The sequence below is a fragment of the Chryseobacterium luteum genome (assembly GCF_000737785.1).
GTDB lineage: Bacteria > Bacteroidota > Bacteroidia > Flavobacteriales > Weeksellaceae > Chryseobacterium > Chryseobacterium luteum.
Window position 1 is genome coordinate 1 of sequence record NZ_JPRO01000032.1, and the last position, 26,098, is coordinate 26,098.

General features: G+C 37.1%; 29 protein-coding genes. 6 read left to right on the top strand and 23 right to left on the bottom strand.

All coding sequences use genetic code 11. From position 1 onward, the window contains the following. Positions 1-4 precede the first annotated feature (4 nt). Both IX38_RS20665 and IX38_RS20670 read right to left on the bottom strand, forming a co-directional pair. On the bottom strand, positions 5-451 hold the full coding sequence (locus IX38_RS20665) for a phosphohydrolase (protein ID WP_084680368.1): 447 nt from the start codon (positions 449-451) through the stop codon (positions 5-7). 503 nt (positions 452-954) lie between these two features. After that, positions 955-1,221 (bottom strand): hypothetical protein, encoded by a 267-nt coding sequence (locus IX38_RS20670; protein WP_034707884.1) that lies wholly within the window; start codon positions 1,219-1,221, stop codon positions 955-957. A gap of 275 nt (positions 1,222-1,496) precedes the next feature. Here IX38_RS20670 and IX38_RS20675 point away from each other — a divergent pair, with 275 nt between their 5' ends. Further along, complete coding sequence (locus IX38_RS20675) at positions 1,497-2,339, top strand: GNAT family N-acetyltransferase (RefSeq protein ID WP_034707915.1); 843 nt, start codon at positions 1,497-1,499, stop codon at positions 2,337-2,339. A gap of 65 nt (positions 2,340-2,404) precedes the next feature. On the opposite strand, the gene IX38_RS20680 is transcribed toward IX38_RS20675, so the two are convergent. The 9 genes from IX38_RS20680 to IX38_RS20720 form a co-directional block, all read right to left on the bottom strand. Continuing rightward, the gene (locus tag IX38_RS20680) at positions 2,405-4,171 is read right to left on the bottom strand and encodes an acyl-CoA dehydrogenase family protein (RefSeq protein ID WP_034707887.1); all 1,767 of its coding nucleotides are present in this window, start codon (positions 4,169-4,171) and stop codon (positions 2,405-2,407) included. Between the two features lie 54 nt (positions 4,172-4,225). Further along, entirely contained in the window at positions 4,226-4,582 is a 357-nt protein-coding gene (locus IX38_RS20685) for a four helix bundle protein (RefSeq protein WP_034707889.1), read from the bottom strand. Positions 4,583-4,625: 43 nt separating this feature from the next. After that, positions 4,626-5,804 (bottom strand): thiolase family protein, encoded by a 1,179-nt coding sequence (locus IX38_RS20690; RefSeq protein WP_034707892.1) that lies wholly within the window; start codon positions 5,802-5,804, stop codon positions 4,626-4,628. A gap of 46 nt (positions 5,805-5,850) precedes the next feature. Beyond that, complete coding sequence (locus IX38_RS20695) at positions 5,851-6,204, bottom strand: four helix bundle protein (RefSeq protein WP_034707894.1); 354 nt, start codon at positions 6,202-6,204, stop codon at positions 5,851-5,853. A 48-nt stretch (positions 6,205-6,252) separates the two neighbouring features. After that, a complete protein-coding gene (locus IX38_RS20700) occupies positions 6,253-8,646 on the bottom strand; it encodes a 3-hydroxyacyl-CoA dehydrogenase/enoyl-CoA hydratase family protein (protein ID WP_034707895.1) in 2,394 nt (797 codons plus the stop codon). 6 nt (positions 8,647-8,652) lie between these two features. Continuing rightward, positions 8,653-9,105: a MarR family winged helix-turn-helix transcriptional regulator gene (locus tag IX38_RS20705; protein ID WP_034707916.1), complete on the bottom strand. Its 453-nt coding sequence runs from the start codon at positions 9,103-9,105 to the stop codon at positions 8,653-8,655. Between the two features lie 165 nt (positions 9,106-9,270). After that, positions 9,271-10,194: an ABC transporter ATP-binding protein gene (locus tag IX38_RS20710; RefSeq protein ID WP_034707896.1), complete on the bottom strand. Its 924-nt coding sequence runs from the start codon at positions 10,192-10,194 to the stop codon at positions 9,271-9,273. A gap of 243 nt (positions 10,195-10,437) precedes the next feature. Next, a complete protein-coding gene (locus IX38_RS20715) occupies positions 10,438-11,409 on the bottom strand; it encodes a FecCD family ABC transporter permease (RefSeq protein WP_034707897.1) in 972 nt (323 codons plus the stop codon). Between the two features lie 24 nt (positions 11,410-11,433). Beyond that, complete coding sequence (locus IX38_RS20720) at positions 11,434-11,994, bottom strand: TlpA family protein disulfide reductase (RefSeq protein WP_034707898.1); 561 nt, start codon at positions 11,992-11,994, stop codon at positions 11,434-11,436. A 32-nt stretch (positions 11,995-12,026) separates the two neighbouring features. Here IX38_RS20720 and IX38_RS20725 point away from each other — a divergent pair, with 32 nt between their 5' ends. Both IX38_RS20725 and IX38_RS20730 read left to right on the top strand, forming a co-directional pair. Further along, on the top strand, positions 12,027-13,151 hold the full coding sequence (locus IX38_RS20725) for a ferredoxin--NADP reductase (RefSeq protein WP_034707899.1): 1,125 nt from the start codon (positions 12,027-12,029) through the stop codon (positions 13,149-13,151). A 23-nt stretch (positions 13,152-13,174) separates the two neighbouring features. Further along, positions 13,175-13,765 (top strand): SanA/YdcF family protein, encoded by a 591-nt coding sequence (locus IX38_RS20730; RefSeq protein WP_394331197.1) that lies wholly within the window; start codon positions 13,175-13,177, stop codon positions 13,763-13,765. Here IX38_RS20730 and tamL read toward each other — a convergent pair. Beyond that, entirely contained in the window at positions 13,762-16,368 is a 2,607-nt protein-coding gene (tamL, locus tag IX38_RS20735) for a translocation and assembly module lipoprotein TamL (RefSeq protein WP_034707900.1), read from the bottom strand. The genes IX38_RS20730 and tamL overlap by 4 nt on opposite strands. Here tamL and IX38_RS20740 point away from each other — a divergent pair. Continuing rightward, on the top strand, positions 16,354-17,079 hold the full coding sequence (locus IX38_RS20740) for a TrmH family RNA methyltransferase (protein ID WP_034707901.1): 726 nt from the start codon (positions 16,354-16,356) through the stop codon (positions 17,077-17,079). The genes tamL and IX38_RS20740 overlap by 15 nt on opposite strands. Positions 17,080-17,178: 99 nt before the next feature. On the opposite strand, the gene IX38_RS20745 is transcribed toward IX38_RS20740, so the two are convergent. From IX38_RS20745 to porQ, 5 genes are all read right to left on the bottom strand, one after another. After that, positions 17,179-17,676, bottom strand: a complete 498-nt coding sequence (locus IX38_RS20745; RefSeq protein ID WP_034707902.1) for a hypothetical protein — start codon at positions 17,674-17,676, stop codon at positions 17,179-17,181. 3 nt (positions 17,677-17,679) lie between these two features. After that, complete coding sequence (locus tag IX38_RS20750; RefSeq protein WP_034707903.1) at positions 17,680-17,988, bottom strand: phage holin family protein; 309 nt, start codon at positions 17,986-17,988, stop codon at positions 17,680-17,682. Between the two features lie 78 nt (positions 17,989-18,066). After that, positions 18,067-18,417: a YtxH domain-containing protein gene (locus tag IX38_RS20755; RefSeq protein ID WP_034707904.1), complete on the bottom strand. Its 351-nt coding sequence runs from the start codon at positions 18,415-18,417 to the stop codon at positions 18,067-18,069. A 95-nt stretch (positions 18,418-18,512) separates the two neighbouring features. Beyond that, the gene (gene cmk / locus IX38_RS20760; protein ID WP_034707905.1) at positions 18,513-19,187 is read right to left on the bottom strand and encodes a (d)CMP kinase; all 675 of its coding nucleotides are present in this window, start codon (positions 19,185-19,187) and stop codon (positions 18,513-18,515) included. A gap of 85 nt (positions 19,188-19,272) precedes the next feature. Then, positions 19,273-20,265, bottom strand: coding sequence for a type IX secretion system protein PorQ (gene porQ, locus IX38_RS20765; protein ID WP_034707906.1), 993 nt, complete (start codon positions 20,263-20,265; stop codon positions 19,273-19,275). 165 nt (positions 20,266-20,430) lie between these two features. Between porQ and pyrH the strand changes: the two genes are divergently transcribed. After that, positions 20,431-21,138 (top strand): UMP kinase, encoded by a 708-nt coding sequence (gene pyrH / locus IX38_RS20770; RefSeq protein WP_034707907.1) that lies wholly within the window; start codon positions 20,431-20,433, stop codon positions 21,136-21,138. Between the two features lie 92 nt (positions 21,139-21,230). Then, entirely contained in the window at positions 21,231-21,785 is a 555-nt protein-coding gene (gene frr, locus IX38_RS20775; RefSeq protein WP_034707908.1) for a ribosome recycling factor, read from the top strand. A 59-nt stretch (positions 21,786-21,844) separates the two neighbouring features. On the opposite strand, the gene IX38_RS20780 is transcribed toward frr, so the two are convergent. The 6 genes from IX38_RS20780 to IX38_RS20805 all read right to left on the bottom strand — a co-directional run. Further along, complete coding sequence (locus tag IX38_RS20780; RefSeq protein ID WP_034707909.1) at positions 21,845-22,492, bottom strand: hypothetical protein; 648 nt, start codon at positions 22,490-22,492, stop codon at positions 21,845-21,847. Positions 22,493-22,556: 64 nt separating this feature from the next. Further along, complete coding sequence (locus IX38_RS20785; protein WP_034707910.1) at positions 22,557-22,895, bottom strand: hypothetical protein; 339 nt, start codon at positions 22,893-22,895, stop codon at positions 22,557-22,559. A 78-nt stretch (positions 22,896-22,973) separates the two neighbouring features. Continuing rightward, positions 22,974-23,579 carry a hypothetical protein gene (locus IX38_RS20790; RefSeq protein WP_034707911.1) on the bottom strand — a complete coding sequence of 202 codons (606 nt, stop codon included), beginning with the start codon at positions 23,577-23,579 and terminating at the stop codon, positions 22,974-22,976. Positions 23,580-23,610: 31 nt separating this feature from the next. Further along, on the bottom strand, positions 23,611-23,919 hold the full coding sequence (locus tag IX38_RS22195; RefSeq protein ID WP_051884976.1) for a hypothetical protein: 309 nt from the start codon (positions 23,917-23,919) through the stop codon (positions 23,611-23,613). 100 nt (positions 23,920-24,019) lie between these two features. Beyond that, positions 24,020-24,811 carry a hypothetical protein gene (locus tag IX38_RS20800; RefSeq protein WP_034707912.1) on the bottom strand — a complete coding sequence of 264 codons (792 nt, stop codon included), beginning with the start codon at positions 24,809-24,811 and terminating at the stop codon, positions 24,020-24,022. Between the two features lie 148 nt (positions 24,812-24,959). Continuing rightward, positions 24,960-26,098, bottom strand: a 1,139-nt coding sequence (locus tag IX38_RS20805) for an LptF/LptG family permease (RefSeq protein WP_034707913.1), incomplete at its 5' end; no start/stop codon positions are given.

Below are 26,098 nucleotides of genomic sequence, written 5' to 3' on the forward strand. Positions count from 1 at the left end.
CGGATTAATATTTCTCTATCAGATAATGGTATGCTTTCAGGTACTTATTAAATCTTCTGATGTCTTTGGGGGTAAGCTCCCTGTTTACTCTTCTGAGATCCATATTGTCCCGGAGATCGTTAAGTTTTACAGCAACGGCAAGAGGTGATCTTTCTGTTCTTTTAACGAATTCATCGTAATCTTCCTCGGGATCGAATTTGGTGAGACAGCTTATCGCAAAAATAATGTATTCGGGGAAACCTTCGGTTCTTAAATAGTCCAGGCTGAACTCTGACGGGTGATCTTCCACTACATCGTGCAGTACACCAACGATCTTTTCGTCTATTGTTTTACCATATTCCATTACCCGCATTACATGGGCAATGTACGGCGCGTGGTATTTGTCGGTTTGTCCTTTATGTGCTTTATCAGCTATTTTTATGGCTCTGTTGAGCATTTCTTCTTTTGTCATTTCTAATAGAAAATAGAATACAAAAATAAAAAATGCCTTAAAGAATAAGACATTTTTATTGATATTATTTTAAGGAATATTAAATAACGGTTTTATCTTCTACAGAACCACCTGATGCAGTGTTTTTTACGGGTTTCATACTGCTTTTATCCGGCTGGTTCCTATGTAATTGGTTTTGTAGATGGATTATTTTGTTCGGGAGCTATAATTTAGTGAAATTCCATTCAGGATTTTTGAACACTTTATATTTTTTTGTTATTTCCTTCTTCGTATCCGTTCATGAAAAATGGATTATAACGTTCTCTTTATCATTGTTTTGTGTATTGACCATAATGGAAACAGATACCGGTTTTTTTTCTTTTTTAATGTCCAGTTTTTATATTTAATTTCATTCTTTCTTATCTCAATTGCGTCCCGTGACTGGCCGCCAGGTTCGTTATGAATCCATAAGATATTTGAACCACCTGATGCTGCGATGCCGTTTTCTAAGCTTTTTATTTCTTCTATAATGAAAGGATATTTTTGAGAATAGACTGTGCATTAGTACATGACATTTCATCCGGATACTCCATAGCTGCGGTACCACAGCCAAAAATAAGCTCAGGTTCTTTAGGCTCATTTATTCTGTTACTGAAGGCATATTCAACATTGTTTAATGTAATATCTCCTAATATACCATTACATTTTGGTCTTATACTGTCTCTGAGAGCGTATTGGGAAAAAGACAAGCATATACATACTGCAATAAAAACGAATAATTTTTTTATCATATGGTTTAAAAAAATGATTGCTGGTCATTTTTATTAATTAAAAATAACAAAAAAATAAAAGACAACAAAAAAAGCTGCGCGAAGTCGAAGACTTCGCGCAGCTTTCCCAATCAGGGCAACTCTATGAATGTTTGGTATTTATAAAAACTTCTGCCGTGGAAAATAATAATTTTTTAAATATCTATAGAAATAAAGTACTTTTATAGAGCCTGTCTGGGCAGGTTTTAATGATTTTTTTTATTAAGTTTTAACAAAAAAAATAAATGTTGCTGAATATGGAAATTAAGAACTTAGAAGATATCACAACAGAAGAACTGGTTGCTGTTTTCAATCTGTCATTTTCCGATTATATAGTGCCTTTTCAATTGACTTTGGAGCAATTGGAGTCTAAAATTGCGTCAGAAGATATCAAACTTGATTTATCTTTAGGTGTTTTCGATTCTGATAAGATTGTGGGGTTTATGCTTCATGGTCTAAGGGTTGATGATTCGGGATCAACAGTATATAATGCCGGGACTGGAGTCATACCGGATTACAGAGGTCAGGGCTTAGTCGGTAAAATGTATGAAGAACTGATCCCTCAATTAAAAGTTCTTCATGTCAGGAAAATGGTTCTTGAAGTGATACAGGAAAACCAACCTGCTGTTAAGGCATATGAGAAAGTGGGATATGCTGTTTCGCGAAAACTGGATTGCTTTTCAGGGAAGCTTGATATTTTGAAACATAATAAAGACGTTGTTATAAAGCAAACCTCCGAATTGAAGTGGAATGAATTTGTTCCTTCGTGGGAAATACAGCCTACCTGGCAAAATGCGGTTCCTACGTTAGAAAACATCAAAGAGCTTTGCAGCTTTGCTATAGCTTATAAGCATAATGTACAGGTGGGATATGTAGTATTCAATGCAGTCTCAGGAAAGGTTCATCAGTTTGCGGTAGTTCCTGATTACCGGAATATGGGAATTGGAAGCAGCTTATTTTCATACATCAATGATGCGGTCAAAGGTCGTGAAGTGTATGTTTATAATGTAGATGATCGCTCCGTTTCCACTGTTTGCTTCTTGAAAAAGGTCGGACTTTCCAAAAAGGTTGTACAGTTTGAAATGATCAGAGAAGTGTAAAGCATGACATAAAAAAAGCGTCTCAAAAATGAGACACTTTAAAATCAAATTTATTTATAAAAAGACTAATAAGCTCCTTTAGCGATATAATGTGCCGCAATCTTTTCAGTTAAAGCCACTACATTCGGATGATTGGTATACTTCGTGAATCTTCTGAGACCGGAAAGCATCATTCTCTGCTCATCGCCTTCAGCGAAAGAAATGATTCCTTCTTTGGCAGCTGTGATGATCTTTTCAACAGCTTTGTAAAGGTTAAGCTGAGCCATTGCCGCTTCTACAGAATCAGGAGAGAAGTGTTTCTCGGCTCTTAAAATAGCAGATTCTGCCATATAAAGCTGGTTAAGGATCTCGGAAGCATTTAATAATAAATGCTGCTGCTTTTCAATATCCATCATATATTTCTGAAGCGCAGCTCCGGAAACCATCAGGAATACTTTTTTAAGGTTAGCGATAATAGCTTTCTCTTCAGCCATAAACGCTGAGTAATCAGGAACGTCAAATGATGGAATTCCCATTAGTTCTTTGCTGATCGCCATTGCCGGAGAAAGCAGGTCCAATTCTCCTTTCATTGCTTTTTTAATCAACATTCCAACAGCCAGAAGACGGTTGATTTCATTGGTTCCTTCATAGATTCTTGCAATTCTGGAATCTCTCCAGGCTGCTTCCATCGGCATATCTTCAGAGAATCCCATTCCGCCGTATACCTGAATTCCTTCATCAGCCGTATGCTGCGTTAAATCTGAAACGAAAACTTTCAGAATAGAAGCTTCCACAGCAAATTCTTCAACTCCTTTTAATTCAGCCTGCTGGTGATTCATTCCACCGGCAACCAATTCATTGATCTTATCTTCAACATCTTTTGCGGCTCTGTAAGAACCGGCTTCAGCAACGAAAATCCCGGTTGCCATTTCAGCCAGTTTCTTTCTGATCGCTCCAAAAGTTGAGATAGAAACGCCAAACTGCTTTCTTTCATTGGAATACTGAAGAGAATGGTTTAAGATTCTTCTCTGTCCGTCCAGGTTGGCAGCTGCCAGTTTAATTCTTCCGACATTTAAAGCATTCAGGGCGATTTTAAAACCGTTGTTTCTTTCACCCAACAGATTCTCAACAGGAACTTTCATATCATTAAAGAAAACCTGTCTTGTAGAAGACGACCGGATTCCCAGTTTATGTTCCTCTTCCCCGAAAGTAAGACCTTCGGTTCCTTCTTTTTCTACGATAAAACCTGTAATGTTTTTATCATCATCAATTTTAGCAAATACAATGAAAATTTCTGCAAAACCTGCATTGGAGATCCACATTTTTTGCCCGTTGATGATATAATGTTTTCCGTCTTCGGAAAGTTTGGCTCTTGTTTTTCCGGAGTTGGCATCAGAACCGGCATCCGGCTCAGTCAAACAGTATGCTCCGAATTTTGTTCCCGTGGCCAGGTCCGGAAGGTATTTTTTCTTTTGTTCTTCTGTCCCGTACAGCAGGATAGGAAGTGTCCCGATTCCCGTGTGGGCTCCATAAGCTGTAGCCAATGAACCATTCGCTCCCGAGCAGTAATCACAGGCTAGCATGGTATTGACGAAGCCCATTCCGAGGCCTCCGTATTCCTCAGGAACAGCAACCCCTAAAAGTCCCATTTCGCCCAACTGACGCATTTTTTCTTCAGTTAGAGCATAATCTTTTTTCTCAAATCTTTCTTTTTGAGGAATTACTTCTCTGTCGATAAATTCTTTTGCAGAATCACGAAGCATTTTTTGCTCTTCTGAAAGTTCTTCAAGACTGAAAATTTCATTTGCAGGAATTTCCTTGATCAGGAATTCTCCACCCTTTAATGTTGCCATATGTTTTTTTGTTTTTTTTAATAGATTGTAGAATAAAGAGAAAAGAATAAAGACTTACAACTTTAAGTTTTTTTGAAAGCCTGAAATCATTCTCTGTAATTCTGTGATTTTATTTTCTAGATCTTCAAGTTTAGACACTTCAAAATAATTTCTATTAGCAGAAATTATGATTTGAGTTTGTAATTCATAAAGAGAACCAAGACTTATTTCCAGAAATCGGTTAAAATCTTTATCAGAACTTCTGCTTGAACCCTCTGCAATATTGGAAGCAACAGAAACAGAACACCTGCGAATTTGAGATTTCAATCCAAATTCCTCATTTTTAGGAAACATGCCAGTAACTGTATAAATTTCATCAGTCAGTTCAATAGATAGTTTCCAAATATTTAGGTTTTTGAAATTATGCTTCATTCCTGGTCTTTTCTCTTTATTCTTTACTCTTTTAGTCTATTTATTATAGCAGTTCAAATATTGAAGCTGCTCCCTGTCCTGTTCCCACACACATAGAGACCATTCCGTATTTGTTGCCGCGTTTTCTCATTTCGTCAAGAAGCTGGACGGTTAATTTGGTTCCGGTACATCCAAGCGGGTGGCCAAGAGCGATGGCTCCGCCGTTTACATTCAAGATGTCAGGATTTAGATTTAATTCCTTTTTGATTGCTACGGATTGTGATGCAAATGCTTCGTTTAATTCTATTAATTCAATATCTTTTAATTCAAGACCTGCCTGTTTCAAAGCCTTTGGAATTGCGTAAATGGGACCCATTCCCATAATTCTAGGCTCAAGACCTGCTGCTGCATAAGCTACTAATCTTGCTTCAGGCTCAAGACCTAATTCTTTTACCATTTCTTCGCTCATTACCATCACGAAAGCCGCTCCATCACTCATCTGGGATGAATTTCCGGCCGTTACGCTTCCTCCGTTTGCAAATACGGGTCTCAGTTTTGCCAATCCCTCCAAAGAAGTGTCTTTTCTTGGACCTTCATCCACAGAGAAATCAAACTTTTTAGACTGCATTTTTTGATTTTCGTCTAAGAAATTATATTCTACAGGAATTGAAACGATCTGGCTGGCAAATTTCCCTTCTGCATTAGCTTTCAAAGCTTTCATATGGGATTCAAATGCAAACTGATCCTGTTCTTCTCTTGTAATGTTGTACTGTTTTGCAACTTCTTCAGCAGTGTAGCCCATTCCCCAGTAGTAATCAGGGTTTGTTTTAGCAATTTCTGTTTCAGGAACCGGTTTGTAACCACCCATCGGAATATAAGACATAGATTCTGTACCTCCTGCGATAATACAGTCTGCCATTCCTGCCTGGATTTTTGCAGAAGCAATAGCAATCGCCTCACTTCCTGATGCACAGTATCTGTTGACAGTAACTCCGGGAACTTTGTCTGTATTCAGTCCCATTAATGAAATTAAACGGGCAACGTTCAAGCCCTGTTCTGCTTCCGGCATTGCGTTTCCTACGATAAGGTCGTCAATTCTGTTTTTATCTAATTGTGGGAGCTCAGCCATCAATTTTTCGATAACTGTAGCGGCCATCACGTCGGGTCTTGTAAATCTTAAACTTCCTTTTGGTGCTTTTCCAACGGCAGTTCTGAACCCTTTTACTATATATGCTTGTTTCATAAATTGTATAATGTATTAATGTATAATGTACAATGTATTTGAAGTGTTAACTTGAATAAACTTGTTTCAGTTTAATAATCATATTTTGTATATGCTGTATTTCAGTGAGTGTTTTTTGAAATTTGTCTTCCGGAAAAAATTCACATTCTTTTGCAATTATAATTTGAGTTTCAAATTCAAAAGATGAACCCAACGCAATATTTAAAAAATGTGAGAATTGAGGCTTTGTATCTCTTCCAGCACCTTCAGCTATGTTAGAGGGGATGGAGTATAAACATCTTCTTGATTGAGAAATAAGACCAAATAATTCATCTTTTGGAAATTCTTTTGAAAAGAAATAATAGGTTTTACAAAGTTGAATTGATTTTTTCCAAACCTCAAGTTGTCTGAAGTCATGCATGCTAAAAATACTTTTTACGTTAATACTTTTTACATTTTACAGAATAATCTAGTTTCTTAATGGTTTCCCGTTCTGTAACATATACTGAATTCTCTCTAAGGTCTTTCTCTCGCCGCAAAGCTGAAGGAAAGTTTCTCTTTCAAGATTCAATAAATATTGTTCGGTAACGACCGTTGGTTCGGAAAGGTTTCCTCCAACCATAACGTTGGCTAATTTGTCTGCAATCTTTTTGTCGTGCGCAGAAATGAAATTACCTGTCAGCATCTGATCTGTTCCTACATAGAACATCCCTAATGCATCCTTGCCAAGAACCTTCACTTTCTGCTCGATAGGTTGGGTATAACCGTGTTCTGCCAAACTTTTTGCAAGCATTTTTGCAGTCATGATCTGCGTTCTTTTATCAACTGCAACGATGTCTTTTCCTTTTTCAAGAATTCCCATATCGTAAGCTTCATAGGCAGAAGTTGCTACTTTACCCATTGCGATATTCATGAAAGCTTCGCGGAGTCTGTTGTTTTTAACATCATCGCTGTGGAATTCTCTTGAAGTTCTCAAGGTCAATTCTTTTGTTCCACCACCGCCAGGAATTACACCGACTCCGGTTTCTACCAATCCGATGTATGTTTCCGCTGCTGCAACCACTCTGTCTGCGTGCATGGTCATTTCGCAGCCACCGCCAAGAGTCATTCCGTGAGGGGCAACCACTACAGGAATAGAGGAGTAGCGTACTCTCATCATAGATTTTTGGAAATAAGCAATCGCCATATTCAAATCATCCCAATCCTGTTCGATAGCCATCATCAGGATCATGGCAAGGTTGGCTCCTACAGAGAAATTTGTTCCCTGGTTTCCGATAACTAATCCGTCGTATTCTTTTTCTGCTAAATCAATGGCTCTGTTTAGTCCGTCAAGAACTTCACCTCCGAGAGAATTCATTTTTGAACGGATCTCAAAGTTGATGATCCCGTCACCAAGATCTTCGATTGCTGCCCCTGAATTGCTCCAGAGTGTTTTGTTTTTTCTGATATTATCTAAAATGATGAAGGCATCCTGGCCCGGAATTTTGCTGTATTCTCCCGAGTTTTTATCCACGAAGATACTTTGTCCTTCCTCGTTAACTTTATAGAAGGTCTCTATATTTTTAACCCAGTCTGAAACTTCATAACCTGCGTCTTTGGCCAGTTCGATACCTTTTTGAACCCCAACGGAATCCCAGATTTCAAACGGACCGTTTTCCCAACCGAAACCTGCTCTCATGGCATCATCAATCTTATAGATTTCATCGGAGATTTCAGGAACTTTATGAGAAACGTAGGCGAACAGTGCTCCTAAAGATTTTCTGTATAATTCGCCGGCCTTATCTTTTCCACCAATTAAAACTTTGAATCTGTCAATTGGTTTGTCAATGTTTTTAGTTAATTCTAAAGTAGGGAAAGAAGATTTTCCCTGAAGTTCATATTCTAATGTATCAAGGTTCAGACCGTGAATTTCAGATTTTCCTTCCGCATTTTTTACCTTTTTGTAGAATCCCTGTTCAGTTTTGGAACCCAGCCATTTATTATCCATCATTTTCTGGATATAGTCGGGAAGGGCGAAAACATCATTGAAATTATTAGCTTCAGCACCGCTCTGACGAACGCCGTTGGCAACCATGACCAAAGTGTCTAAACCTACAACGTCAGCTGTTCTGAAAGTTGCAGATTTAGGACGTCCTATGACAGGCCCTGTTAATTTATCAACCTCAGAAACCGTTAATCCTAATTTCTGTACATTGTGAAGAAGATCCATCATCGAGAACACCCCGATTCTGTTGGCGATGAAGGCCGGAGTATCTTTAGCTAAAACCGTTGTCTTTCCTAAGAATTTGGCTCCAAAGCTCATGTAAAAATCAACTACTTCCGGAAGGGTTTCCTGGGTAGGAATGATCTCTAAAAGAGGCAGATATCTTACCGGGTTGAAGAAGTGGGTTCCTGCAAAATATTTTTTGAAATCATCGCTTCTTCCTTCAATAAGAAAATGAATAGGAATTCCCGATGTATTAGAAGAAATTAATGTTCCCGGTTTTCTGAACTGTTCAATTTTTTCATAAACAGATTTCTTAATATCAAGCTTTTCAACGACTACTTCAATGATCCAGTCCGTATTTTTAATCTTCTGAAGATCATCATCGAAGTTACCTGCTTTTATTCTATCCGCAAATTTCGGGGAATAGAGAAGGGCAGGACTCGCTTTTTTCAGTTTTTCAAAGTTTTCAGAAGCAATTCTGTTTCTTACTACCTTGTCATCTTTGGTCAAACCTTTTTTCTGTTCAGCTTCCGTCAGTTCAAAAGGAACGATATCCAAAAGAGACACTTCCACACCAATGTTGGCGAAATGTGCCGCAATACCGCTGCCCATAATTCCTGAACCAAGAACCGTTACATGTTTGATTCTTCTTTTCATTATAATTTATTTTCTGTTATTTAATAATTCGTTTGCAATTTTCATGATCTCGGACATCACTTCCTTGAAGGTTTCAATTTTCTCAGGAGTGATTTTTTCCATCACTTTTTTATTAAAATTGACGACCACTTCTTTTGACATATTCCTTGAATTCAGACCTTTATCCGTAAGCTTAATAATCACTTCCCTTTTATCGGTAGTGGTTTTTTCCTTATAGATATATCCGTTATCTTCCAGAAGCTTGATAATTCTGGTCAAAGAAGTAGGTTCAATGGCCATCTTGGGGCCTAAGTTGGTACTTCGGGTACCTTCTTTGGGATCAATCTTAAGAAGAGTGAGAGCCTGTACAGCTGTAGAATCGTGCTCCTGGGCAAGTTCTGTGTACATTTTTGAAACAGCCAACCAGGTCTGTTTCAAAACTAAATCTACGTTTTCTATTTTTTCTCTATTATTATCCATCATTTATCCACTAATGGTGTTACCCAAATTTAGTAAATATTATGCATGCATAGCATTTATTAACGTTAAATTTTGTTAATAAGTTGATAGTAAACAGGTTAAATTGTATGATTAGCATAATACTATGCATGCATAGTATGTGAAATATTTAAAATAAATGTAGTATTAATGAATGTTTTTAACGAAATTAACTATTTCTTCAAAAGATTCATATTGTTGTTTGGAAGTGTCGGTAAAGATTTCCCAAAAACCATTCTTATAGCTAAAATGTAGAGCAGAAAGGTCTTTTTCGGAATTTTTCTGCAGTAAAGAATAAAGCATTTCTTTGTGAACCTGCGGAGCATCAATAGAAGGCGGAACAAAATTTTCATTCACCTGGAATAATGAAGCATTGGTAAGTTCATCATGCTGAAGCAGTACATCTTCCACAATCCCTGAAAATAACTGTTTATCTTTTACATACCAGATTTTGTCTGCAAATTCTTTGGCCAGTCTCCAGTCGTGGGAAGAGAATAGTATGATTTTATGCTGTTCCTTAGCCAGCCTGCGAAGAGTTTTTAAAATAATAAGCTTGTTTTTTTCATCCAGATGGGTCGTCGGTTCATCCAGAATGATAACAGGGGAATTCTGAGCGATAGCCCGTCCTATAAATGCTTTCTGCAAATTCCCGTCCGAAAGGTTTTTAAGAAGCGTATGTCTGTATTGTACAAGATCCAGTTCATCTATGATATGGGAAACCTCTTCTCTGTCTTCTTTTCTAAGTTCGAAATAAAATGGGTAATAAATATATTTTCCCAATGAAATAAGATCTTCAACAGTATAATGTTGCGGAACATTTGACTTTGACAAAACAACAGCGATATTTTCTGCAATTTCTTTAACGGAAAGGGTTTTTATATTTTTCTGGTTAATTAAAATTTTTCCGTTTAAAAGGGAGGCCTGATGCAGAATGGATTTAATAAGCGTAGTTTTCCCGACACCGTTATTTCCAATCAGAAGGCATACATCACCCAGCTTCAGATATGCACTGGCATTTGAAATTAAGGTCTTGTCGTAGCCTATATCGGCCTGTCGGATTTCTAGCTGCATGGATTTGTTGTTATCGCAAAGACACAATTTTTTACAAAAATACTGTTTTTAAGACTCAGAGAATTCTACCTCCGTCAAATTTTTATTCTGTTTAAGTGGTTGACAATTCTGGTTACCTGAGAACAACAACACTTTTTTAATCTGCGTTATCTGCTAAATCTGCGCGAGAAAAGATTATACGCTCGCAGATTTAGCAGATAAGGCAGATCTTATTTACAGGTTAAAAAATTCACTCCTTCACTTTTAAGCCTTATTCTGCTTCAAAAGCATCAATAAAATCACCGGTATTCCAAAAACAGAGCTTATCACATTCAGGGGAATCTGAGTTTTTTCTGCTGTAATAGAAAATGCCAGCATCATCAGCATCCCGAGAAACATATTCAGGATCCACTGCTGCCATAATTTGGAAGGATTATAGATCAGTCTGGAGAAATGCGGAACAATGATCCCGATAAATAAAATAGGTCCCAGAAATGCAGTTATGGAAGCTGAAAGCAGGGAAGAGGCAGCAATAATCAGGATTTTCAGCTGATTGAGATTGACTCCTAAACTCTGAGCATAAGAAGTCCCCAATGAATTACCGATCAGTGGTTTTATGCTTCTGAAGCAGAAAAACAGTCCTATAAAAACCAGGACAGACAATACATAGATCTGGTTTCTTGTCACCATATTGTTGGCCCCGAATGACCATAAAATATAATTTTTCAGGCTTTGGTTTTCTGCATAGAACTGTAACAGTGAAACTAAAGCACCGGCAAATGCGGAAACAAGAAATCCAAAAATAATAAGATAGGATTTGTCCTGAAATTTATTTGACATAGAAAGGAGAACCAGCATCAATACAAGGCTTCCCGCAATGGCCGAAAGACTGAGGAAACTGTTCTGCAGAAATTCAGGAATCAGAAAATCGTGGGAAAAGAAAATGTAAAATGCTACCGACAGACTTGCTACCGACGTGATGCCCAAAATATCAGGGCCAGCCAAAGGGTTTTGAAAATATTCCTGCATCAGAAAACCGGATGTAGGAATTGAAATTCCTGCCAGAAGCATTACCAAAACCCTGTTAACACGGATTTCAGCAATCTGACTGTTCAATGATTCAGTAAAGAAATCACTAATATTTAAACTTAAAAATCCTGTATTCAGGTTAATGATCGCGGTAAAAATAATTGCGATTATCAACAGAAAACACAGGATTTTAAATTTATTTGACATTATTCAGAAATAATTCTGTAAAATTTATTTTAAGAATGAGCTGATCTTTTCATTCAACATTTGTTCAGACATTGATCCTTCAATTTCGTCTGTTTTATTACCTTTTCTAAAGAACGTAAAAGGGATTCCGTTTCCTTTCCAGCTTTTAAAATTGCTGAAAAAATTCTGGTCAATCTTAGAATCGTCCAATAAAACAATTTTATCAGCCAAACCACTTTCTTTTGCAAAAACAGGAACTTCGGTTTCCCAGGCAGGTTTGTTGTAAATATTCACGAATGTGAATTTTATTGCTTTTCCGTTCAATTCCTGAATTTTTTTCTTAAAATGGGGGATTTCCTGCATACAAGGTCCACACCATGTTGCAAAGAAATTGGTAACATATAAGGTATCGTTGCTTTTTGCTAAATCTTTGGATAATTCTTGTGGCGAAGTCTGCTTTAGATTAATTTTAGCGGCTTCAGGCTGTTTTGTTTCCACTGTAGAAATAGAATCCGAAGAACCATTCCCGTTTTCATTTTTTTGATTTTCTTTTTTGCAGGCAGAAACCGCAAGTAAGACAAACGTGGATAAAATTATCTTCTTCATAAATTATTTTTTGACTATTTTTGAATTGAAGTATGGAACAACAAATCTATAAAGGGAAACTGATACAGTTTCATCCGTTAAAAATAGCGAAAAAGGAACAACTGACCAAAAATACTTTTTCTCTGGAATTCGAGATTCCCGGGAGTTTGCGGGAGAATTTCAAGTTTCAAGCGGGACAATTTGTAAGCATAAAATTTATAGCCCACGGTAAAGAAGTCATCCATGATTATTCAATGACTTCAGCTCCCTATGAGAAAAAAATCAGCCTTGGAATAAAGGTGAATTCTTTTAACGGAGCCACTTCGGAGCTGTTCAGAAACTATAATGCCGGAGATGAACTGATGGTGGGAGAGCCTTCCGGAAGGTTTACACTGGTTTCCAAGCCGAGCGAGTTCAGGACGATCGTTGCCTTTGCTGCCGGAATAGGAATTACCCCGATCCTAAGCCATTTCAAAAATATCCTTCACACGGAGCCGCGCACCAGACTTTTTCTGTTTTTTGGAAATAAAAGTTCAGAAGAGCTTATTTACAGGGAACAGCTTGATAACCTGGCCAGAATCAGCAGCGAAAGGCTTCAGATTTTTTACTTTTTTTCACAGGAGAAAACAGCTGACCAGTTTTTCTACGGAAGACTGGATGAAAAGAAACTTAACCTGATCATCAATCAAATTCTGCATCTGGATGATACAGACGAGGAATCTACGATCTGGGATGCGGTAGATGAAGTGTTGATTTGCGGCAAGGGAGAAATGATCAAATCGCTGGCAAATGCCTGCTATCACCACGGGATTCCGAAAAAGAATATCCATTTTGAGCTTTTTGAAGAATATAATGACGATATTTATCCTGTAGAAAAGGAGTTTCCACTGATTGAGAATGTAGAAGTAGAATTTAAAATGCTTGGAAAAGAGTATGAAACCCATCTTCCTGACAACAGAGAGAAAATCCTGCAACAGCTTTTAAGCCAGAAATTTCCGGTGCCTTATTCATGCAAATCCGGGATATGCGGAAGCTGCGAATGCTATCTTGAAGAAGGAGAGGTAGAATTGCTTGAAAATGAATACCTGACCGAAAAAGAAGAAGCACAGGGTAAAATATTAGCATGTATGTCCATTATAAAAAGTAAGAAAATAAAACTTAATTTTGACCTTAGTTGAGAATTATCAGGAACATATTTAACTTGGGTTTTATATCGGTAGAAATAGGGATTCTGCTGATATGTCTCTGCAATGCCTGGGTTTTTGGGCTTACCAACGGGCGTACCTATACCAAGATCTCTAAAATTCCGCCACGGGAGGTTGCTCTTGTGCTGGGAACTTCTCCAAAGATGAGATCAGGGCTGTCCAATCCTTACTTTACGAAAAGAATGGATGCAGCGGCACTTCTTTATCATCATGGCAAAATCAAAAAGATTATTGTGAGTGGAGAAAAAAGTAAAGGATACAACGAGCCTGCCGCCATGAAAAACTACCTGGTGAACCAGGAAGGAGTTCCGGGTGATATTATCATTGAAGATCCTAAAGGATTCAACACCTATAAAAGTATTCTGCGCTGTAAAGACATCTATAAAAAGAAAGACGTGATCATTGTATCGCAGGGATTTCATAATCTGCGCGCCCTGTTTTTTGCAAGAAACAACAATATGAATGCCCTGGGATTCGATGCACAGGATGTTACCAAACCTGAAAGCTACTACAGAAACCAGTTCAGGGAAATACTTGCCAGAGTGATTGCTGTAGTCTATTTCATATTGGGAATTTCTCCGGATTAGAAAGGATAACCGAATGCAATATTAAAGGCCGGTTTTAAAGGCTGGATGTTTTTAAATCTCCATCGGTCGCCCTCAGGTTTATTCGGGTCATAGATTTTGTAGGCAAGGTCTAACCTGAATGTGATATAGGCTATATTTACCCTTAAACCAAATCCACTTCCTATTCCCATCTGCCCTAAGAATTTATTGAATTTAAACTCATCTCCATAACTGTTATCTTCGCCCGGTTTTCTAATGCTCCATGTATTTCCTATGTCGGTAAATACGGCACCTTCATACATTTCATTAAAAGGAATCCTGTACTCAATGTTTGTGGTAAGCTTTACATTATCAGTCATATAGGTGCGGACTCTTTCATCCAGTTGAGAATCTGCAGGTCCCAGTCCTCCAAAAGCTACCCATGCTCTGATATCATTGGACCCACCGTTAAAGTAAGATTTGATAACAGGCATGCTCGTGGAGTTTCCGAAAGGAATACCAACCCCGATGAACTGGCGTAAAACCAAGGTCTGATTGCCGTTGAATTTAAAATATTTTCTGGTGTCAATATCAAATTTCACAAACTGTGCATAGGGAATTCCAAAAATGGTTCTCTGCGGGCTTGTTACAATTCCGCCTTCGTCCCTTTTTTGATTGAAAATGCTTAAAATATTACCTGCAAGTTCTACCTTCCCGTTAAAATAAAATGCATTGGGATAATCTTTTTTACCGATTTCATTGTAAACGAAATTATAGATCATTGAAGAAATAATGACGTCCTGAGTCTGTCTGTCTTTATTCACAAGGGTTCCTTTAAATGCGGTAAGGAGATCCTGTCCCTTCTGGTCAAGAATTCCCTGGTAGCTCGTGTCTTCAACAATCTGCCTCGAAACATTGTCAAGGCTGAGTTCACCGGAAAGGTATTTTTGCCCTGTAATCGGATCGTAGGTAAAATAACTTGCCAATATATCGTTTTTTATAACTTCATCATTACTGAAATAATCATAATAGGCATCTTTGTTTTTTGTAAGACTGACCTGCGTATTGAAAAGCGTCAGCCTGTGCGATACCTGGTCATTTACATTAGCCTGGTAATTCAATCCTGTATTAAAATTCACCCTTCCCAGGCCGATATTATTCTGTACCGAAGCTCCCAAAAGGATAGAAGAGGTCGGCGTATATCTTTTAGGAAGAAGTTTATAATAATTGAACGGAAGCAGAAGCCTTGGGAAATTAAGAGCAGCCTGTGCTGAAATTTCATAGGCAAGCTCTCTTTTACTAATGTCTTTTGTGCTCCTGATAGACCCGAATGTTCCTGAAATACTGGTAGACAGGTTTTCTGCCCCGCGGAAAATATTCCTTGTGGTAAGGTCTACGGAAGGGGATATCCCAAGATTCAGGATCTGGGAATAATTGATGTCTGTTCCCAGTTTAAGTTCATATTTCGGAAGTGGTTTCAATAGATAAAGAACATCAACGATGCTGTCATTAGGTGAAGTACCGCCACCTCTTCTCAAAGAATCTCTTGCCTTCAGGATACTGAAGTTATTCATCGCGATGAAATTTCTTTTCGTAAGATCAAGGTCTTTCTGGTCATAAACCTTCTTACTGTCTACAATCACGGCTCTCCATAAAGAAGATGTTTTGTACCTCTCATCCATTTTATGGAACCTTATTCTTCTTAAGCTGTCCTTAACTGTTTTTGCAGGAAAATCACTTGCTTCGTTAACGATAGCAACATCAATATTTCCTATAGTTGCCACCTTATAAGGATGATCGGCAGAATCTTTATGGATTTCCAGGGTAAGGGGAATCTGTTTTTTGTTTTTAAGAGAGTCTGCTACAAAATAAATCTCTTCATTGGAGCTGTTAAATCTGTAATATCCGTTTTCACGCATCATATCAGTAATCCTTGTCACCTCTTTCTCAAGAACGGTCTGGTCAAGTCTCTGTCCTGATCTTATAAGACTTTTGTCGAGCTTCTGCCAGTAAAGACCTTTAACGGTAGGATCGGTAATATTGTAATAATAATCTTTAATATAAGTAGGATCGTTATGTCTGATGAAATAATCAACGGCTGCTTTTTTGGATGCAGAATCCAAAGTATGTTTGAAATTGACATCAGCATCCCAAAAACCTCTGTAAACAAGCCTTTTTTTGATAGAACCGGCACTTTTTTCACTTCTCGTCTGATCAAGGATCACAGGCGGAGTTCCCCAGCTGTGAAGCAGACGGTCCATAAAAAGAGTTTTTCCTACACTGCTTTTCATATTGTATTTAATGAAAAGAGAATCCCTCAGTTTCTGATTTCTCATTTCACTCGGATAGGTCATGTATTCGTTGAGTAAAGTATCATATTTAGGATTGGCCATATTATAAAATCCCAGACCCAGCGGCATGAAAAGAAGCTGCTTCTTATTAGGCTTCTGCTGGACATAATTTTTCAGTTCCTCATCGAAAGATTCTTTCTTATCTTCAAACTTAAAATTGTTCCTGGTAAGCAGATATTCGCCGTCCGGAACTTTTTTGGTCGTACTGCATGCATAAAGGAGACCAACAAATGTTGCAAATGAGATAATTTTATAATATTTTTGAGGAGAATTCTTATAATGCTTACAGCTCATACAATAAAAATTTTACAGTCTTTAGATAAAAAGAAGTTCCGACAAAAATACAATTTGTTTTTGGTTGAAGGTAATAAAATCATTTGCGAACTTCCTGAATCTAACTTTAAAGTTAAAGAAATATTTTCTACCGATCCGCAAAAACTGGACCGGACAGATGCGCCCATCATCCAGATCACTGAAAATGAGCTGAAAAAAATCAGTTTCCTTAAAACACCTAAAGATTCTGTAGCAGTCTGTTATCTGCCTGAAGAAGAAAAAATGGAAGATAAGGACGTTCAGCTGGTTCTGGATGGAATCCAGGATCCGGGTAACCTCGGAACTATAATCCGCCTGGCAGACTGGTTCGGAATAGAGCAGATCATTTGCAGTGAAGATACTGTAGATGTTTACAATCCTAAAGTGATTCAGGCTACGATGGGCTCTTTTACCAGGGTAAATATCATTTACACCGATCTTGCAGCATATCTTTCTAAAACGGAGAATATCAATATAGGAACGGATATGGAAGGGGAAAACATTTATACTTTTGAAAAACCTCGGAAACTTAATCTCATCCTCGGCAATGAAGGAAACGGCATGAGGCCGGAAACGGAGAAACTCCTTCAGAAATGCATTACTATTCCAAGATTTGGCAAATCCCAATCTACAGAAAGTCTGAATGTTTCTATGGCAGCGGGAATTATCCTGGGGCAATTGTTTTCTAAATAGAAACTGGAAGTCAGATATTAGAAATGAGTTGATGGAAATCTATCACGATCAGTTTTAGATAACCAAAACTTCTAACCTCTAATATCTGACTTGTTATTTCTATATTAGCTGTTCCAGGCTGGAAACGCTTTTATTCTTTTGGTATACTTCCAGTTTCTTTCTTACATATTTCAGGGCAATAGGAGCGAGGTAGATCATGGCTGCACCGAGAAGTTTTTTCTTCCAGTTCGGGCTTTTTATGTTCTTTTTGGCGTAATTGCCGACCAGGGCAGTAATTCCCAGTTTTATCAGGCTGTCTGTTATATTACCGCCTAATGCTGTACTGGCAATTCCTACAGCCGTTTGTTTATTGATGAACATATCTTTTACCTCAGAGGTCAGCTGCCTGGCAATGACATCTTTACGGAGCACTACTTTTTCATCGCCGTCATCATCTACTTTTTCCTGCAGATATTGATCCGTAAGGCCATTTGTGAATGCGCTAAGGCTTTCTTTTGTATTTTTAAAGGTAAGAAGGTTTTCCAGATCATTGATCTCGCTTTTAAGCAGCTTTTTCTTTCTTCTTAATTCTTCAATGCTTTCGTAGTTTATGCCCATAGCTTAATGATTTAAAAATTTAATGACCTGATCTGCTACCATATTAACGATCTTATTTTTGAAGGCAACGATAAAACCCATTACCACAACATAAAATGCGGCAACGATCAGGAAACCGTAAGAAGTATTATCCAGCGCCTTGCCGATAAGAAACGCGATTCCAAAATTAAAAAGGATAATAAAAAAAGTAAAAGCAACAAGCAGCACTACAAAGTAGGTAATGAGCCCTGCAGAAAGAGAGGATTTTTCAGTGGCTTCAATTTTCAGAAGATCTATTCTCTTTGATGCATATTCTTTAATAGTCTCTATCATTGTTTTTTTTTAAAGTTACAAAAAAAGGAACTTTCGCGCAAAAAGTTCCTTCCTATAATTTACTTAAAAATAAACTATTTATTTTTTAAGATCATTCAGTTCCGCTTCTACATCCTTTACAACGTCTGCAGTTTTGGAAACAATCTGATCTTTGTATTTATCATATCCGTCTTTTACCGTATGGGCTACACTGTTGGCAGTTTCCTTGAAAGTAGAAGAGATATTACTGTACTGATCTTTTACTTTTTCAGAAACCTCACCATACTTGTTTTTAGCCTGGTCTTTTAGGTCACCTGCTTTATCTTTGATTTTTTTTCTTGTTTCTTTGCCTTCTTCAGGCGCATAAAGCATTCCTAAGATTACACCTGCTGCAGCACCTGCAAGAAGTCCTGCCAATATTCCTGCTGTATTTTTTCCGTTTTTCGACATTTTAAGCTTTTTTAATAGTTAATAAAAATTAGTTTTTACAGTGTTAAAATGTACAATTTGTATACCAAAGGAGGTATTGTGCCTATTAAAAATTGTTAAAAGTTTTGAATATAGGATAGAATAAGATCTATTGTTTCTTCTTTTGTAAGCTCAGTATTGTCAATAACAATGGCGTCTTCGGCCTGCTTTAAAGGGGCTATTTCCCTTTCACTGTCGATCTTGTCCCGGTTTATAAGGTTTTGTTTTACCTGATCTCTGTCTGCCTGGATTCCCATGCCTGCCAGTTCAAAATACCTTCTGTTGGTCCTTTCATCAATACTGGCAGTAAGAAAAAATTTATAGTCCGCATTTGGCAGAACTACTGTCCCTATGTCACGTCCATCCATAATAATGCCTCCTTTTTCTGCCAATGTACGCTGCGATTGAAGAAGGAAGTCCCTTACTTCTTTCTGTTTTGCAACAATACTTACATTGTCTGAAACTTCAGTGGTACGGATCTGCTTGGAAATATCAATATGATTAAGATAAAGAATCAGTTCGTTGTCATTGTTTCTGAATTCAAGTTCGATCTGGTCTAAGGAAGAGAACAGCTCCTGAAGGTTGACGTAACCATCTTCATTCATAAAGTTCTGTATGGCAAACCATGTGATTCCCCGGTAAAGCGCGCCGGTATCCAGATGTATAATACCCAGTTTATCGGCAATAACTTTGGAGATTGAACTTTTTCCGGTAGACGAGTACCCATCGATCGCTATTACAGGTTTTTTCATACCGCAAATTTCAAGAATTTTTTTAAAAAATCAAGACAACGCAGAAAAAAAATCTTTATTATTCTAAAGATTCTTTATTTTGTAATTACTCTCCTGCGTGGCTGCTAAGGTCCATAGAGACTCCTATCTGGTTCACATTGGAAGAGTTGTGATAACGTATATGAGCATAGTCTATACGGAATCTTCTCAATTTAATTCCAAATCCTCCTGAAAGTCCTGAAAAGTTTCTCTGATCTGCCACGGCAAGCTCATTTCCTCTTTTCGCATTATAGCCGAGCCTGATATTGAAGCTTTTTTCCGGGAAAAGTTCTGCTCCCACAGAAAAGTGGTCTGCAAGCTTTCTTCCGAAACCTACTTCCTGACCGTTCACGTTATATTCCGAAGAAATATCAAACTGCTGAAGGTCGTGGGCCGTAATAGTAACAGCAATGGGAATGGCTTTAAGGATTCTTGTATATCCCATATCTACTCTGAAAGGAAGGTTTTCTCTGGTTCCGTTGAAGGATTTCAGCTGAATACCAAAGTTCCTCATGACAAGGGAAAGAACTTCTTTGTTCTTTTTATTATGGTAGGTAACTCCTGCAGTTCCGGAGATCGCAGAAGAAGTATAGTTGTCAATTTTTGAAGTGATGAAATTGATTCCGCCACCAATGGTCCAGTCTTCTTCAAACTGGTAAGCATAGCCTGCACCGATTGCTACATCAGAAGCTTTGAATTCGCCGTTTTCGTAACCGCTTTCATCGGTTCTGGGAATACTTCCGTAGGTCATGTACCTGGCATTCACGGTAGCCATATGTCCATTGTCGAAATCTCTGGCATAGGCGATGGTACCATATTTAGAGTCGGCAAGGTAAGCTGCGGCATTCACAGAAAGCTGTTTGTCTGAATCTTTATTTAAAAGGGCCGGGTTTGCAATAGCAAAGGAAACATCATAGTCTCTGATGGAAATTGCATCACCGCCTAAAGCAGCCTGTCTGGCAGATACAGGGATGTTTAAGAATGGATAAACATTTGTTCCTGTTTGTGCATAAGAAACAATTCCTGACAGAAATAATGAAAAAATGACAATTTTCTTCAATTCAATTTATAATTAATGCAAAAATAATCCTTTTTCGTACTTATCAAAATATTTCTGACATTATTTCTGCGTAATATTTTTCTTTATTCAATATTTTTAATGATTATATTTGCAAAATTAAATTTCGGAGAAAATTACTCCGGCAAAGCTTATTAAAAATTAAAGATGAAATATAAAAGAATCCTTCTGAAACTGAGCGGTGAGGCCTTAATGGGGAACAGACAATACGGTATAGACAATGAAAGGCTGCAGGAATACGCTGCAGAGATCAAAAAAGTAGTAGAAAAAGGCTGCGAAGTTGCGATCGTTATCGGAGGAGGAAATATTTTCCGTGGTGTGGCAGGAGCTGCAAAAGGAATGGACCGGGTACAGGGCGATTACATGGGAATGCTTGCAACTGTAATCAACGGAATGGCATTGCAGGGAGCTTTGGAAGATGCAGGAATCAAAACAAGACTACAATCTGCCATCGAAATGGATAAAGTAGCCGAGCCTTTCATCAAAAGAAGAGCTGTAAGACACCTTGAAAAGGGCAGAGTAGTGATTTTCGGTGCAGGAACAGGAAATCCTTATTTTACAACAGATACGGCGGCAACTTTAAGAGCTATCGAAATTGGTGCTGATGTGATTTTAAAAGGAACCAGAGTAGACGGAATCTATGACATGGATCCTGAAAAGAACGCAGGTGCTGTAAAATACAACTCACTCTCATTCGACGAGGTATATGCTAAAAACCTTAAGGTAATGGATATGACTGCCTTTACTTTAAGCCACGAAAATAAATTGCCAATCATTGTTTTTGATATGAATAAAGATGGTAATCTAGTGAAGATTGTGGAAGGAGAATCTATTGGAACTTTAGTGAATATTTAAAAAAGATAAAATATAAAAGGCAAAAGTAAAAATAGTACCCCATTACTTATTGCTTATAAAAAATGTGTAACTTATCAAATTTTTATTATATAATGGAAGAATTAGATCTTATCGTAGAATCTGTAAAACATGATATGGAAGCAGCTATAAAGCACCTGGATCATGCATTTCAAAGAATCAGAGCGGGACGTGCGTCTACGAATATGGTTCAGGATGTGATGGTAGAATATTATGGTGCTCCAACTCCTCTTAATCAGGTTGCCAACGTTTCTGTACCTGATGCGATGACAATTTCTATTCAACCTTGGGATAGAACGGCAATCAACGCTATTGAAAAAGCTATTATTAATTCTAACTTAGGTTTTGCACCTTCTAATAACGGGGAAAATATTATCCTTAATGTTCCGCCTTTGACAGAGGACAGAAGAAGAGAACTGGCTAAACAGGCTAAAGGAGAAACCGAAGATACTAAAATCGTTGTAAGAACCGCAAGACAAAACGGGATCAAAGAACTGAAGAAACTTGAAGGAGTTTCTGAAGATGCAATCAAAGGCGTTGAAGAAGAAATTCAGGCACTGACAGACAAGCATGTGAAACTTTGTGACGATCATCTTAAGACGAAAGAAGCTGAAATTATGAAAGTATAATTTTCAGTTTTAAATTATAAAAAAAGTGGCTTTGAGAAATTCAAAACCACTTTTTGTTTTTACAGACATTTGATGCTGCCTTTTTTATCTTTATTTTTTAGAAGTAATGCGAAAGTTTCCTGAACTTCATTTGCCGAACAATTTTTACTTTCCGTATTGGAAATGTTTTCAGGATTCGGTTGGGTTGCAGCGCTTGATTTTATAGTAAACTTTTTTTCTAAACACCGGATGATTTTATTGTCTGAAAAATACATTCTTTGTTGAGTGATATCATCCTTTGTTTCAGGTTTTTCGGGTGTGCCTCCGTCAAAACTCCAAACAGTATCTTCTTTAAATACAAAAAACGGCTGATCATCATTAACGAAATAATTTTCAGTGGAAGAAAAATGACTGTCAGCTGTGAAATGTTTAATGACTTTTAAAATTCCCTTTTCAGAATAATAAACGACATTTCCTGATCTTTCTTCGCACTCATATTTAAAACCAACAGAATCTAATTTCTTTGCGAGTAACTTTGAGTTCAGGAGATTGTATTCTTTTTTTATCCCATCAGCTGAGCTTAAATCATTTTTTAAATCTAAAGAATCAACATTTGATTTTAAATTTAAACTGTCTGAAGGATTAGAATTTTCACCAGTTTTTTGTTCATTTTCTTTTTTGCACGAAAAAATCAGTAATAAGCCGGAAATCAGAAGTATTTTTTTCATTGTAATGATTTTGAGAGATTTGATGATTTCTCAAACAAAAAATGTGCAGTTCTAAGTTTTACATTTAAAATTTAGCTTCAAAACCAGTTTTCAAAGCTTTTGTTTCAGGCTCCGTTAAACCACGTTTATAAGTTTCTTCCCACAATTTCACGGCTTGGTCAAAAGATTCAATTCCTAATGCTCTCACATTAGCAGCCCAAAATAAAATGGCAAAATCTTTCTTATTGTAAAGTGTATCACCGAAACGGATGAACGGAGCATCTTTATATTTTTCTTCAATTCTTTTAGTAAAATCAAGCTTTCCGCCAATACTTTCTTTTTTGATGTAAGCTTCTTTATCAGTTTGTTGAGCAAAAGTGAAAATACTTATAAGGATTAATAAAGTGAGAAAAAGTTTTTTCATTTTGTGAAATTTAATGATACATTTAAAATTATCAATAAATAATGATATGTCATCATGGAAGTAAAGAGAGGTTAAAATTTACGACTTTTTTCTTTTTTTCATTTCTAAACTTTTGTACTTTTCGTAAAGATCTGCACATTGAGAAGTAAAATTATAAGGAATTTCATCATTAAAATCCTGTAAATAAATTTTCCTGAATGGCATTTTAATTTTAATGGTGGGAATTTTAATTAACTCGCCATTTTCATTATTGGCTAAATGATCAAAATAATTCCAATCTCCAATATAGTCTTCTGTTAGCAAATTCACGCTTGATTCTCCGCTTCCGTCATTGGCTGCGTTTCCAAATTCATAACGATCCATCCCAATCAGGCGAATGCGTTTATCTTTTTTCTCAAATCTAAATTGAGCAGAGTAGCCTGAGCGCATCCAATTATTGTTAAGTTCAAATCCATTTTTAGTTTCCTTGATGCCTGAAGAAGTTTCATCTAAATATTTAATGGGCAGACTTTTTTGAACTTTAAAACCTTCGGAAGAAAGCCTGCAAACAATCACAGATTCTTTTCTGTCTAAGAAAATCGAATCTTTGACTGAATCAAAATCAATATCTTTTAATAACTGATCCTGAGCAGCCATAAAACTGCAGGAAGAAATGAGAACAAATATTTGAAGAATTCTTTTCATTGAGTTTAAAATTAAAATTAATATTAAATCATCAAAGCATTACCAAGCCAATCAATACGGCAACAAAAAGAATCATTAATAAGTTAGCATGACCTTTTTGATAACGTTTGGTAAAGTAAAAAATGAGTGTTTCTATGCTCACAATAATAAGAGCTGCTATTGAAAACATATAAAGCATAACAAATAGCCCCAAACCACCATCGGTATGTCTATGTTCATCACCTATACAATGTTTATGAGGATCATACGATACATACCAAAGTGCGGAAATAATTCCGATGAGAATTACTGCGATTCCTAACCGTTTAGCAATATGAATTATTATTTCTTTTGTCATCATTTTTACTTTGTTTTGGTAAATAAAAGTAATGATAATTTAAGTTTCAACATAAAAAAAACAACTGCAAAAGCAGTTGCTGAATTTTTCTTTGAAAACAAAACTATTTACAGTTTTCATTATAATCTAAAATTACTTCATCTACGATCTGAGGAACATTAGACATCACATCATCAATCTGACTTTTGATCAATCTTCCTAAACCGGATCTTTTTTTCTCGTCATTTTTCAGAGATGCATAAGAGCCGCTTGCAATTTTTCCTTTTACATAACTGCAATCTGCTGTAATGATTTTTGATTCTTTAAGATCCAATTCTTTCAGCTTGCTTCCTTTTTTGGTATAAATGAAAGAAGGGTTTTTTCTCATTCTCTCTGTTTCCTTTTCAGCTACTGCGATCTGTCCGCCGGCAGAGAATGTAGTAGGGTAGCCATATAATTTATACACTTTGATCTTGCCGTCTGTCACCACTTCTGCAAACTGATTGCTTTTGGTAAGGTTATTAAACGCCTTAATGTTTCCGCTTAACCCTCCGGTCGCTGTGTTGAAACCTTCTTTGGTATTGGTATATTTTACAGCTTCAAAATGCCTCTCATCATTGTTCTCATCAAAGGCTACATATTCTTTAATGTCATCCGCATCAAGGGTCTTGAACTTCTGTTTCTTTTTAGATTTGTCGATATCCGGTACTGCAACGAATTTTACTTTTTTCTGATTGCTCCACGGGTTCATGGCGTCTCCGTTCAGCCTTACGATCCCTTCCACTTTTTTTCCGCTTTTATCAATGATATAGCCGTATTTTTCATCGGCCCTCAATTCATAATCTGTGTTGTCTTCCTGCGCATAGGCATTGAAAGATACCAATGTAAACAGGCTAAACAGTAATATTTTTTTCATACTTATTTATTTTAACAATTTCTGTAAATATAGCTTTTTATACCTTATTACAAATGAAATAAAATACCACAGCATCAAACAAAAAGACCCGGAAATTCCGGGCCTGTGATCTTTAAATGATTACATTCTTAAATCTTTCAATAAAAAATTATTGGTATCTCTGATGTTCTTTGCTTTTCGAGAACCTCTTCGTAATGGGTTTAAACAGGGCTTTGTACTTTTCAGCATCAAACAGCTGTGAGTCGGTAAGCGCTTTGTAGGTCATCCATATTCCGAAAGGCAGAAGGATAAGATTAGGAAGCCACGCTGCCAGGTAAGGGCTCATTCCTCCTCCCCATGCAATGTTCTCGATACCGAGATTCATCACATAGAAAATAATGAAAATAATGATGGCAATGATCACGGGAAGTCCCATTCCTCCTTTTCTGATGATGGATCCCAAACTGGCTCCGATCAGGAAAAAGATGATACACGTTACGGAATAGGAAATGATTCTCTGCTGGTAAATAACGACTTTGCTGAAGTATTTTATATTCGAGCTGAACTCACTCTTTTTCCCGGAAGCTGTAGATTTCAGATTATCCAGTCTGTTGTAAGCATTAGAAAGGATTTCCAGCTTTTTTTCTCCTTTTATGGTGTCCAGTTTGATCTGCTGTTTTGCCACTGTTTTGGATTTCGTTTTATCCATATAGCTGATGACCGAATTGCTCTGGCTCAAAACATCAGAACTGATATTTGAAAAGAAATCTGCATTATCTTTCTTGTTTTTAGCAACCGTTTCATTAAGCTGGCCATACGTCTGAAAACGGTAGTCATCCGTGATCTGTTCCTTTTCAATAGCCTTGTTAATGACTTCACTGATATCGAAATGGGAAACCAGAGTGTCAAACTTAATCGCCTGATCCGGCTGTTTCTGTCTTACATTTTCACCTTTTCCTGCGAAATTGTCTTCAAATATATACCCGTTATAAAGCTCCAGTTTCAGGAAGTTTTTATTGGCTGCCGGGACAAATTTTCCCTTTTCTGCCACAATAGACTGCTGGTTTTCATAGGTGCTGGCTTTTCTGTGAACGAAAACTCCTTCAATATTTTCACCGTTTTCCCCATAGATTTTATCAAATTTCACCATATATCCGGGAAGCTGGTCGATGAACTGTCCGGGCGTAAAATTCAGGGCAGGCTTGGTTTGTGCAATATTGAAAAGCATATTCTTTGCCTTTTTCTGGAAATCCGGAATGATATTATTAGAGAAAAAGAAGAGCATGACTGCGAGGACTGTTGCCACTC

Excerpts from the sequence above, each read along its gene's own strand:
- pyrH (WP_034707907.1), top strand. The coding sequence starts at position 20,431 with ATGAAATATAAAAGAATCCTTCTGAAACTGAGCGGTGAGGCCTTAATG.
- IX38_RS20790 (WP_034707911.1), bottom strand. The coding sequence starts at position 23,579 with ATGAAAAGAATTCTTCAAATATTTGTTCTCATTTCTTCCTGCAGTTTT.
- cmk (WP_034707905.1), bottom strand. The coding sequence starts at position 19,187 with ATGAAAAAACCTGTAATAGCGATCGATGGGTACTCGTCTACCGGAAAA.
- IX38_RS20690 (WP_034707892.1), bottom strand. The coding sequence starts at position 5,804 with ATGAAACAAGCATATATAGTAAAAGGGTTCAGAACTGCCGTTGGAAAA.
- IX38_RS20720 (WP_034707898.1), bottom strand. The coding sequence starts at position 11,994 with ATGAAGAAGATAATTTTATCCACGTTTGTCTTACTTGCGGTTTCTGCC.
- IX38_RS20685 (WP_034707889.1), bottom strand. The coding sequence starts at position 4,582 with ATGAAGCATAATTTCAAAAACCTAAATATTTGGAAACTATCTATTGAA.
- IX38_RS20755 (WP_034707904.1), bottom strand. The coding sequence starts at position 18,417 with ATGTCGAAAAACGGAAAAAATACAGCAGGAATATTGGCAGGACTTCTT.
- IX38_RS20700 (WP_034707895.1), bottom strand. The coding sequence starts at position 8,646 with ATGAAAAGAAGAATCAAACATGTAACGGTTCTTGGTTCAGGAATTATG.
- IX38_RS20695 (WP_034707894.1), bottom strand. The coding sequence starts at position 6,204 with ATGCATGACTTCAGACAACTTGAGGTTTGGAAAAAATCAATTCAACTT.
- IX38_RS20670 (WP_034707884.1), bottom strand. The coding sequence starts at position 1,221 with ATGATAAAAAAATTATTCGTTTTTATTGCAGTATGTATATGCTTGTCT.
- IX38_RS20745 (WP_034707902.1), bottom strand. The coding sequence starts at position 17,676 with ATGGGCATAAACTACGAAAGCATTGAAGAATTAAGAAGAAAGAAAAAG.
- tamL (WP_034707900.1), bottom strand. The coding sequence starts at position 16,368 with ATGAGCTGTAAGCATTATAAGAATTCTCCTCAAAAATATTATAAAATT.
- IX38_RS20705 (WP_034707916.1), bottom strand. The coding sequence starts at position 9,105 with ATGGATAATAATAGAGAAAAAATAGAAAACGTAGATTTAGTTTTGAAA.
- IX38_RS20680 (WP_034707887.1), bottom strand. The coding sequence starts at position 4,171 with ATGGCAACATTAAAGGGTGGAGAATTCCTGATCAAGGAAATTCCTGCA.
- IX38_RS20750 (WP_034707903.1), bottom strand. The coding sequence starts at position 17,988 with ATGATAGAGACTATTAAAGAATATGCATCAAAGAGAATAGATCTTCTG.
- IX38_RS20725 (WP_034707899.1), top strand. The coding sequence starts at position 12,027 with ATGGAACAACAAATCTATAAAGGGAAACTGATACAGTTTCATCCGTTA.
- IX38_RS20780 (WP_034707909.1), bottom strand. The coding sequence starts at position 22,492 with ATGAAAAAAATACTTCTGATTTCCGGCTTATTACTGATTTTTTCGTGC.
- IX38_RS22195 (WP_051884976.1), bottom strand. The coding sequence starts at position 23,919 with ATGATGACAAAAGAAATAATAATTCATATTGCTAAACGGTTAGGAATC.
- IX38_RS20715 (WP_034707897.1), bottom strand. The coding sequence starts at position 11,409 with ATGTCAAATAAATTTAAAATCCTGTGTTTTCTGTTGATAATCGCAATT.
- IX38_RS20665 (WP_084680368.1), bottom strand. The coding sequence starts at position 451 with ATGACAAAAGAAGAAATGCTCAACAGAGCCATAAAAATAGCTGATAAA.
- IX38_RS20740 (WP_034707901.1), top strand. The coding sequence starts at position 16,354 with ATGCTTACAGCTCATACAATAAAAATTTTACAGTCTTTAGATAAAAAG.
- IX38_RS20710 (WP_034707896.1), bottom strand. The coding sequence starts at position 10,194 with ATGCAGCTAGAAATCCGACAGGCCGATATAGGCTACGACAAGACCTTA.
- IX38_RS20800 (WP_034707912.1), bottom strand. The coding sequence starts at position 24,811 with ATGAAAAAAATATTACTGTTTAGCCTGTTTACATTGGTATCTTTCAAT.
- IX38_RS20785 (WP_034707910.1), bottom strand. The coding sequence starts at position 22,895 with ATGAAAAAACTTTTTCTCACTTTATTAATCCTTATAAGTATTTTCACT.
- frr (WP_034707908.1), top strand. The coding sequence starts at position 21,231 with ATGGAAGAATTAGATCTTATCGTAGAATCTGTAAAACATGATATGGAA.
- IX38_RS20675 (WP_034707915.1), top strand. The coding sequence starts at position 1,497 with ATGGAAATTAAGAACTTAGAAGATATCACAACAGAAGAACTGGTTGCT.